The sequence below is a fragment of the Rhizobium sp. P1_E1 genome, from assembly GCF_056406015.1.
Window position 1 is genome coordinate 1 of record NZ_JBFUAY010000165.1, and the last position, 10,120, is coordinate 10,120.

The window sequence follows — 10,120 nt, forward strand, 5'->3', positions numbered from 1 at the left end:
TGTGTCAGGCCATCCTGTTCAATTCCGCGCAGGTTTCGGGCGGAATGACTTTCATCTTCAACTCGATCATCTCGGTCGTCGTCGGAGGTGTGCTGCTGACCGGAGGGTTCGGGTCGGTGATCGGGATCTTCTTCGGCACGATCACCTTCGCCGTCGTCAACCAAGGCATCTATTTCACGACCTTCGATCGCAATTGGTCGAGCCTGATCATCGGCGTGATGCTGCTCGTGGCCGTCCTCATGAACAATACGTTCCGCCAGATGGCGCTGACCTATTCACCCAAGAAGAAGAAGTGAGAGCTGAGACATGGCTGGCCCAATTCTTGAACTTGAAAACGTCAACAAGTCCTTCGGCCCGATCGATGTGCTCTACGACATCACATTGAGCGTCCATCCCGGTGAAGTGCTTTGCCTGCTGGGTGACAACGGTGCGGGAAAGTCCACGCTGATCAAGACCTTTGCCGGTGTCTACAAGCCGACGAGCGGCGCGGTGAAGTTCGAAGGTCGGCCCATCGTCTTCCAGAATCCGCGCGAAGCTGCAGACCTCGGCATCGCAACGGTTCATCAGTTCGGCGGCACCTTTCCGCTGATGAGCATCGGCCGTTCGTTCTTCGTGGGGCGGGAACTGACCAAGGGCTTCGGCCCGTTCAAAATCTACGACCGCAAAGCCGCAAATGAAATCGCGGTGAAGGCCGTGCGCGAGTTCGGCATCACCCGCATCGACGATGGCGATCGCCTGATCGGCGGTCTGTCGGGCGGGGAGCGGCAATCCCCGGCAATCGCCCGAGCCGTCCACTTCGGCGCCCGGGTGCTGATCCTCGACGAGCCGACCGCCGCTCTCGGCGTCAAGGAGGCGGCGCACGTGTTGCGTATCGTCCTGGAAGCGCGCCGTCGCGGCCTCGCCGTCATTTTCATCACTCACAACGTCATTCACGCGATGACGGTGGGAGACCACTTCGCGGTGCTCATCAAGGGTGCGAAGGCGGCCGACTTCCGCAAGGGTGAAAAGACGCGCGAAGAGATTACCGACCTGATGGCAGGAGGCGAGGCCATGGCCGAACTCGAAGCCGAAATCGAAGCGTACTCGACGGCGCATAGCGGACATCCCCCGCCGGTCTGATCGACCGCCGCCGCGGATGAATTCCAGAAACTCTACAGAGCTCGCCTACCCCGGCGGGATGGCCCAGCACAATCATCGGACGGGTAACAGCCATGAAGATTGCAATCGACCCCTTTATGCATCGCCACCTCTCACTCGAAGAATTGCCCTCGAAAGTGGCTGAACTCGGATACGAGTGGATAGAGCTCAGCCCGCGGGCCGATTTTCTCGAGTGGTTCAAGGCGCCGCGCGTGTTTCCGGCCCGCGCCAAGGCATTCAAGAAAGCGCTTTCCGATGCCAATGTCGGCATTGCCTCGATCCTGCCGATGTACCGGTGGGCCTCGAACGATGAAAATGAGCGGCAAGCTGCCGTCAAGCACTGGAAGCGCGCCATTGAGATCAGTGTCGAACTCGGCGTCGACACGATGAACTCGGAATTCGGCCGCGGCCCCCATCCGGACAAGGGTTCGTGCTACTGCTGCCATACCGGTTCCATGATCGAGGCCTGCGAAGACGCCTGGTGGCGCTCGATGGAAGAATTGGTGCCGATCTTTGAAAAGGAAGGCATAAACCTGCACCTCGAACCGCATCCCGAGGATTGGTGCGAAACCCTGCAGCCGGCGCTCGATATCATCAGGACAGTCAACTCGAAGAACGTCAAGTTCCTCTATTGCGCGCCGCATACCTTCTATTTTGGCGATGACACCAAGGCGATGCTCCGTGAAGCAAAGGACGTGCTGGCCCATGTCCATGTCGGCGACACCTTCAATCACAAGGCCTCCTCGGGGCTCCGCTACATCCTCAATCCTCCGGGCACGCAGGCCAGGGTGCATCAGCACCTGAACATCGGCCAGGGCGAGGTTCCCTGGGAAGATTTCTTCAGCACGCTGGCGGAGATCGGGTTCGACGGCATCATGACCGCATGCGTTTTCGCCTGGGAGGACAAGGCCGACCACTCCGGCAAGTTCATGCGCGCCGAAATGCAGCGCTTCGTCGACAAGTACTGGACCGCGAAATAACGCGCGATGCCCTCTAGCGGTTCGCGATGCAGCCAGGCGATTGGCGCGAGCGGCCGCGACTGGGGTTATGCCCGGAACGCTTAAACATCACAGACATCATTCCTGGAAGGACAGAAGATGATCAACGGAGAAAGATCCATCGAGCGCCCCCTGCGCTGGGGCATGGTCGGCGGCGGCCGTACCGGGCAGGTGGGCTACAAGCATAGAACCGGCGCCCAGCGGGACGGCACCTACCGGCTCATCTGCGGAGCCTTCGATCTCGACGCCGAGCGCGGACGCGACTTCGGCACGAAGATCGGCGTCGCTGCGGACAGGTGCTATGGCGATTATAAGGAGCTGATCGCCAAGGAGGCCGGGCGTGAGGACGGAGTCGAGGTCGTCTCGATCGCCACGCCGAACTTCACCCACTACGAGATCACCAAGGCGTGCCTCGAAGCCGGTCTTCACGTTATTTGCGAAAAGCCGCTGTTCTTCACCGTCGCCGAATGCGACGAGGTTGCCAAGCTGGCGGACGAGAAGGGCCTGATCGTCGGCGTCACCTACGGTTTCACCGGCCATCCGCTGGTTCATCAGATGGCTGCGATGGTCAAGAAGGGCATGCTCGGCGATATAAGAATCGTCGACATGCAATATTCCCACGGCTTCAACGCAGGCGACGATGTGGGCGCCGGCGAAGCCGTGAAATGGCGCACAAATCCCAAGACGGCTGGCCCGACCTTCGTTCTGGGCGATATCGGCACGCATCTCTACTATCTCTCCGAAGTGGTGCTGCCRCATATGAAGATCGAAAAGCTGCTCTGCGACCGCAAGGCCTTCATTCCGACCCGTGCGCCACTCGAAGACCACGCGACCGTTCTCATGCACTACGACAACGGCGCCCGCGGCCGTCTTTGGGTGTCCTCGGTGGATGCCGGCAACATGGGTTCGCAGCGCTACCGTTTCGTCGGCTCCAAGGCCTCCGTCGAATGGTCCGATTCCCATCCCGACCAGTTGATTTACGAAGTGCAGGGTGAACCGAACCGCACCTTGCATCACGGCATGCCCTACCTCGAAGAGGAAAGCCTCGCCTACGATCGCATGGGCGCGCTGCACACCGAAGGCCTCGGCGACAGCTGGGCGAACATCTACCTCTGGATCGCCCAGGCGATCGACGCAAAACGCCGCGGCGACGAGGCCTTCCTCAAGGGCCATCATTATCCCGGCATCGAAGCCGGCACCGAAGGTGTGCGCTGGCTGGAAAATTGCGTCCGCTCGGCAGACGCAGGTTCGGCCTGGGTCGAGTTCAAGTGATCGATCAGGGGGCGCGTCGGATCTCCTCCATCCTCCTCCCAGGCGCGTCCCCGACACTCTCTTTTAGAAAGACAATGACATGAAACTTTCGATCTGCACCGACGTGATGGGCGACCTTTCCTTCACTGACATGCTCGACAAATGCGTCAAACTTGGTGTCGAGGGTATCGAGATGACCGGCGGCGGCTGGTCGCGCGGGCCGCACTTCCGTGCGGACGAGCTGCTGGCCGACAAAGGCCTGCTCAAGACCAAGCTGAAAGAAATCGAAGCCCGCGGCCTGGAAATCGCCGCTTTGAACTGCTCGGCAAACCCGCTCGATCCGGGTGACATGGGCAAGCGCCACCGCAAGGAAATGGAAGACACCATCCGGCTCGCCGGCGAAATCGGCGTGAAGAAGATCGTCACCATGTCCGGCCTGCCAGAAGCCGCCCCCGGCGACACGGTGCCGAACTGGCTCGTCTACACCAAGAGCTGGCCGAATGAGATGCCTGAGCGCGACCGATATCAGTGGGAAGACCGGGCTTTTCCGCTCTGGCACGGCCTGGTCAAGCTCGCCGACGAAGTCGGCGTCGAAAAATATGCGCTGGAAAACTTCTCGGCCATGCTCGTATGGAATCCCGAGACCCTCTTTCGCCTGCGCAACGAAGTCGGTCCGAAAGTCGGCATGAACCTCGACCCGTCGCACCTGATGTGGATGGGCGCCGACCCGATCGCCTCCGCCCGAGCTCTGGGCGATGCCATCCATCATTGCCATGGCAAGGATACCCGCATCGAGCGGGGGCTCGCCGACATCAACGGCTTGCTCGAGCTCAAGGACGTAACCGACGTCGCCAACCGCACCTGGAACTATGTCGCCGTCGGTGCCGGCCATGACCTGCAATGGTGGAAGGAGTTCTTCTCCGTGGTGCGCATGGTCGGCTACAACGATTGGGTCAGCCTCGAGATGGAAGACTTCACCATGTCGACCGAGGCGGGCATCCAATCCTCCATCGATGCGCTGCAGGCAACAATCAGCCGCTGATGGACAGGCGCGGGCGGGCGGTCGCCCGCGCTCCCTTGCATTCGTCGTTTCTTGTGAAGAGGCCGACGATGCCCAACCCGATCAGCATGACCGAATTCAATACTATTGCGAGGAAACCGACATGACCAAGACATTGGACGTGATCACGATCGGGCGAGCCGGCGTCGACCTCTATGGGGCACAGGTCGGAGGACGTCTGGAGGACATGGGATCCTTCGAAAAATATATCGGCGGCAGTCCGACCAACATTGCCTGCGGCACGGCGCGACTGGGCCTCAAATCGGCACTGATCTCCCGGGTGGGCAATGAGCATATGGGCCGGTTCATCCGCGAGGAGCTTGCCCGGCATGGCGTCGATGGCAGGGGCGTCGTGACGGATCCCGAGCGGCTGACGGCACTTGTCGTTCTCGGGATCCGGGACGAAGAACGTTTCCCGTTGATATTCTACCGGGAAAATTGCGCCGACATGGCGCTTTGCGAGAAGGATATAGACGAGGCTTTCGTTTCCAGCGCCCGTTCGGTGTTGGTGACGGGAACACACCTCTCCCACCCGCGCACGGAAGCGGCCGTGCTCAAGGCGCTCGGCTTTGCGCACAAGCATGGCGCCAAGACGGCTCTCGACATCGACTATCGTCCAAACCTTTGGGGGGTGGCCGGCCATGGCGAAGGGGAAAGCCGCTATGTGGCAAGCGGGCAGGTGACCGAAAAGCTCCAGGCGACGCTTCATATGTTCGATTTGATCGTCGGGACAGAGGAAGAATTCCACATCGCCGGCGGGACGACCGATACCGTGGCGGCCCTGCGCGCCGTGCGCGCCGTGACTGCGGCGACGCTCGTCTGCAAACGCGGCGCCAAAGGGGCGGTCGCATTCGAAGATACGATACCGGATAATCTGGACGAGGGCATTTCGGGCGAAGGTTTCCCGGTCGAAGTCTTCAACGTTCTCGGCGCCGGAGACGGCTTTTTCGCCGGGCTGCTGAAGGGCTGGCTTGACGGCGAGGATTGGCCGACCGCACTCAGATACGCCAATGCCTGTGGCGCTTTTGCAGTCTCTCGTCACGGCTGCACGCCGGCATATCCGTCACTTCAGGAGCTGAATTTCTTCCTCGAGCGCGGCATGACGCGCCCCGATCTGCGCAATGATCCCGAGCTGGAGCAGATACACTGGTCGACCAACCGGCATGGCGACTGGTCTGAGATGCGAGTCTTCGCCTTCGATCACCGGATGCAGCTCGAAAGCATGACGGGCTACACGCCGTCGAAGGGCGGCGCCTTCAAGGAACTTTGCCTCGAAGCGGCACTCAAGGTGCAGAACGGGCGTTCCGGCTACGGAATCCTCTGCGACGACCGGATCGGCCGGTGCGCACTCCATGCCGCCTCCGGGACCGGCCTTTGGATCGGCAGACCCTGCGAGTGGCCGGGGTCTCGGCCTCTGACCCTGGAGCCGTCGCTTGGTCCCGATTGCGGAGGGCTTTCGGAATGGGCGCGCGAGAACGTCGTCAAGGTGCTCTGCTTCTGCCACCCCGATGACGACGATGCGACCTGGGCCCGGCAGCTGGCGGAAGTGCGGCGACTTTACGTGGCGTCGCGCCGCAACAGGCTGGAATTCCTGCTCGAGGTCATCCCTTCCAAGGTGGCAAGCATCACCACGGACACCACCGCGAAGCTGATCAGCCGCTTCTATGCCGAAGGCATTTATCCTGACTGGTGGAAGCTGGAACCGATGGACGAGCCCGAAGCGTGGACGCAGGTCTGTGCCGCCATCGAGGAAAACGATCGTCATACAAGAGGGATCGTGGTCCTCGGCCTGGATGCGCCGGAGGACGTGCTGAAGGCGAGCTTCGAAGTTGCCGCGAGCTTCCCGCTCGTCAAGGGATTTGCCGTCGGCCGGACAATCTTCGGCTCAGTCGCCCGCGGCTGGTTCGAGGGCTCGATCAGTGATGAAGAGGCCGTCGAAGAGATGGCAAAAAGATACTCCCGGCTTTGCACGGTCTGGGACGGCGCGCGGGCGCGCGTGCAGGAGGCAGCAGAATGACAACGATACGACTGACCGCCGCGCAGGCCATGATGAAATGGCTCTCGGTCCAGATGACCGAGGATGGCGAACGCTTCATCGAGGGCGTCTGGGCGATCTTCGGTCACGGCAACGTCGCCGGCATCGGAGAGGCGCTGCATGGGATTGGCGACGCCCTTCCCACATGGCGCGGCCAGAACGAACAGACCATGGCGCATGCGGCGATCGCCTATGCGAAGACGCTGAAGCGGCGGCGTGCCCAGGCCGTGACATCCTCGATCGGCCCCGGCGCCACCAATATGGTCACGGCTTGCGCGCTTGCCCATGTCAACAGATTGCCCGTGCTGTTCATACCCGGCGATGTGTTCGCCAATCGCCGCCCCGAGCCGGTGTTGCAGCAGATCGAGGATATGAATGACGGAACCGTCAGCGCCAATGACTGCTTCCGGTCGGTCTCGGCCTATTTCGACCGGATCGCCCGTCCCGAGCATCTCCTGACTTGCTTGCCGCGCGCCCTGTCCGTCATGACCGATCCCGGTCATTGCGGCCCCGTTACGCTGRCATTCTGCCAGGATGTACAAGCAGAGCTCTACGACTACCCCCAGGCATTTTTCGAACCGAAGGTGTGGCGCATCCGCCGTCCCGAACCGGATCCGCGGGAGGTCGCAGATCTTGCCGATGCCATCCGGGCTGCGCGCAGGCCAGTGATCATTTCCGGCGGCGGCGTCATCTATTCTGAGGCCGAGGTCGAGCTCGCCGCATTCGCGGAGAAGCATCATATCCCATTTGTCGAAACACAAGCCGGGAAGGGCGCCAATAGCTGGGAGCACCCGCTGAATTTCGGATCACCTGGTGTGACCGGATCGGCGTCGGCCAATGCGCTTTGCGCCGACGCGGACCTCGTGATCGGCATCGGCACGCGCTTCCAGGATTTCACGACAGGCAGTTGGGCGCTTTTCCGTAATCCCTCGCGCCGGCTCGCTTCGATCAACCTTGCCGGATATGATGCAACAAAGCATTCGGCATTGCCCTGCGTCGGCGATGCCAGGGTCACGCTGGCGCGCCTGTCCGTCGCGCTTGAGGCCTATCGCGGGCCTGGCGTCGATGCCGGGAGCAGGACCGATTGGCACAAAACGGTCGAGCGCGTGACGGCGGCGCCGGAAGCGGACGGGCCTGGAAACCTGCCCACCGATGCGCAAGTCATCGGCGCAGTGCAGCGGGTGGCGACGGAAAAGTCCGTGGTCATGTGCGCGGCCGGCACCATGCCGGGCGCACTGCAGGTGCTGTGGCAATCTGCCAAGGGCGGATACCACATGGAATATGGTTTCTCCTGCATGGGTTACGAAGTGGCGGGCGCCATGGGCATCAAGCTCGCGCGCCCTGACAAGGACGTCATCTGCTTCGTCGGCGACGGCTCCTACATGATGGCCAATTCGGAACTCGCAACCGCCGTCATGCGGCGGGTGCCGTTCACCGTCGTGTTGACCGACAACCGCGGTTACGGCTGCATCAACCGTCTTCAGATCGAGTGCGGCGGCGCTGAGTTCAACAACATGTACAAGGACTGCAATGTCGACGTGCAGCCCGAGATCGATTTTGTCGCGCATGCCGCCTCGATGGGCGCCCATGCCGAAAAGATAGGGTCCATCGCCGAGCTTGAGGCACGCATCGTGGCGGCGCGGGAACGGAACATTCCGAGCGTTCTGGTGATCGACACGGATGCGGTTCCCGGGACTGACGCAGGTGGCCACTGGTGGGACGTTGCCGTTCCGCAGATCGGCGGCCCGGAGCGGCTTGAGCAGGCCCGCACGCGTTACAACGAGAATGCCGCCAATCAACGCGCGTTTGATTGAAGGACAGGAATTTGGCTCTCAGCCTGGTGCTCCCGCTACACGGCGGGCGCCTTCGCTCAAAGATCAGTCTGGACACTATTATGGACGCATGTTCTATACAATGGACAGATCTCACGGGAGCACGCGATGCATCTTTCCATGTGGACTTACCCCTGGGATATCCAGGACCAGGGGCTCACCGCACTCGCCGCCGACCTTCGCGACCGTGCAGGCCTGACGACGGTCAGCCTGGCGACCTCCTATCACGCCGGCCGGTTCCTGCAGCCCCGGAGCCCGCAGCAGAAGGCCTATTTCCCCGAAGACGGGACGGTCTACTTCCGGCCGGATGAGAGCCTATGGCGGGATAAGCTGATCCGGCCGCTGATGGCTGGGAATGTCACCGAGCGCGGCGACATGCTGGAAGCCCTCGTCCAAGGACGCGAGACGACGTGTCTCAAGGTCTCCTGCTGGACGGTCTGCCTCCACAATACCCGTCTCGGCATGCTGCATCCCGATCACGTGACGCGGAATGCCTTCGGCAATCCCAACTATTACAATCTTTGCCCCTCCAGCCCGGCGGCGCGGGCCTATGCCGTCACTCTTGTTCGCGACATTACGACCAACTACCAGCCCGATATGGTGGAACTCGAGAGCCCGAACTTCATGGGATTCGCGCATGAATACCATCACGAGAAGGACGGCGTCGGCCTGAACGCCGAAGACGATTTTCTGCTGTCGCTCTGCTTCTGCGATCATTGCACGGTGCGCGCCGAAAGGGCCGGTGTGCCGGTCGAAGGCGCGCGCCGGTCGGTCGGGCGCTTCATCGCTGAACTCTGCGAACGAGCTGTCCCGGAACGGCAGTTCCCTGACTTCCCGGCGGCCGGCATCGATGCCTTTCGCGACCATCCTGATCTGCATGCCTATCTCACTTGGCGCAGCGAACCGGTGACCAGCCTGATCGGCGAGATCAAGGCGGCAGCCGATCCGGCGACACGCATCGTGCTCATCGACCTGAAGGACGGCTGGCTCGGCGGCGTCGATCTCGCAGCCGCCGGCAACCTCTGCGACGGGGCGATCCTCTGCTGCTACGACATGGAGCCGGATGCCGTCGGCGATGTCATCCGGACCGGCAGGGCGGCCCTCGGAGCGGGCAAGTTCCTTGGGGTGGGCCTGCGCGTCTTCTATCCTGAGGTCAGCGGGCCGGCGGTGCTCGCCGCACGCGCCAAGGCCGCCGTCGATGCCGGCGCTGACGGCGTGAACTTCTACAATTACGGCCTGATACCGGCTAAGCGCCTCGACTGGGTCAAGACGTCGGTCGGCGCAATCACGTAAGCAGATCAGCGCTCCTCAGGATGCGATGGGTTCGGCGACCTGGATCAGGCAGTCGCCGGTCTGGCTGTCGCAGTGCAGCCTATGGGAAATGATAATGCCGCTCTCGGCAAAGCGCAGCTCTTCCTCCGGCTGATCCAGGCGTTCGAGGTCATGATACCATCCGGCAAGGTCGCCTGCGGAAACGGTGGCGCCGAGTGCCACGGCCGGCTCGAACCAGCCTCTGTGGTTCGCATAGATGCCCTGGCTGTGGCGGGATAGCGAAAGCAGCTGCAACGGCCCGGGCTCGGTGAGCGGCGCGCGCGACAGCACCGGACGCTCGACGATGCCGAGTGTCACCAGCAGCCGGTCGATTRCCGCCGCCGTGAAGGCCATTGTCTCAGGCGTCACGGTGCCGCCGCCGCCGAACTCGCCGGAAAGCCCTACGGTCCCGGCCCTTGCCGCAGCCCCCATCGATGTCGGTGCGGTCGGCCCGTTGTCGGCGATGAAGGCATGCGCCGCACCCATGGCGCGCATC

At 62.2% G+C, this 10,120-nt stretch carries 8 protein-coding genes and 1 pseudogene; 8 read left to right on the plus strand and 1 reads right to left on the minus strand.

The window, feature by feature from the left end:
• The 8 genes from AC1D1Z_RS29610 to AC1D1Z_RS29645 all read left to right on the plus strand — a co-directional run.
• Positions 1–296 (plus strand): ABC transporter permease subunit (locus AC1D1Z_RS29610; RefSeq protein WP_477852484.1); only part of this gene is annotated, 296 nt, incomplete at its 5' end.
• Positions 297–306: 10 nt separating this feature from the next.
• Positions 307–1,119: an ATP-binding cassette domain-containing protein gene (locus AC1D1Z_RS29615; protein WP_477852486.1), complete on the plus strand. Its 813-nt coding sequence runs from the start codon at positions 307–309 to the stop codon at positions 1,117–1,119.
• Between the two features lie 92 nt (positions 1,120–1,211).
• The gene (locus AC1D1Z_RS29620) at positions 1,212–2,117 is read left to right on the plus strand and encodes a sugar phosphate isomerase/epimerase family protein (protein ID WP_131647234.1); all 906 of its coding nucleotides are present in this window, start codon (positions 1,212–1,214) and stop codon (positions 2,115–2,117) included.
• 117 nt (positions 2,118–2,234) lie between these two features.
• Complete coding sequence (locus AC1D1Z_RS29625; RefSeq protein ID WP_065277265.1) at positions 2,235–3,407, plus strand: Gfo/Idh/MocA family protein; 1,173 nt, start codon at positions 2,235–2,237, stop codon at positions 3,405–3,407.
• A 79-nt stretch (positions 3,408–3,486) separates the two neighbouring features.
• Positions 3,487–4,428 (plus strand): sugar phosphate isomerase/epimerase family protein, encoded by a 942-nt coding sequence (locus AC1D1Z_RS29630; protein ID WP_065277266.1) that lies wholly within the window; start codon positions 3,487–3,489, stop codon positions 4,426–4,428.
• Between the two features lie 121 nt (positions 4,429–4,549).
• A complete protein-coding gene (locus AC1D1Z_RS29635; RefSeq protein ID WP_131647235.1) occupies positions 4,550–6,463 on the plus strand; it encodes a bifunctional 5-dehydro-2-deoxygluconokinase/5-dehydro-2-deoxyphosphogluconate aldolase in 1,914 nt (637 codons plus the stop codon).
• Positions 6,460–8,295 carry a 3D-(3,5/4)-trihydroxycyclohexane-1,2-dione acylhydrolase (decyclizing) gene (gene iolD, locus AC1D1Z_RS29640; protein WP_477852488.1) on the plus strand — a complete coding sequence of 612 codons (1,836 nt, stop codon included), beginning with the start codon at positions 6,460–6,462 and terminating at the stop codon, positions 8,293–8,295. The genes AC1D1Z_RS29635 and iolD overlap by 4 nt, the downstream gene beginning before the upstream one ends.
• 126 nt (positions 8,296–8,421) lie before the next feature.
• Positions 8,422–9,606 carry a hypothetical protein gene (locus AC1D1Z_RS29645; protein ID WP_131647237.1) on the plus strand — a complete coding sequence of 395 codons (1,185 nt, stop codon included), beginning with the start codon at positions 8,422–8,424 and terminating at the stop codon, positions 9,604–9,606.
• Positions 9,607–9,621: 15 nt separating this feature from the next.
• On the opposite strand, the pseudogene AC1D1Z_RS29650 reads toward AC1D1Z_RS29645, so the two are convergent.
• Positions 9,622–10,120 (minus strand): annotated as a pseudogene (locus tag AC1D1Z_RS29650) (deacylase); the annotation flags it as partial.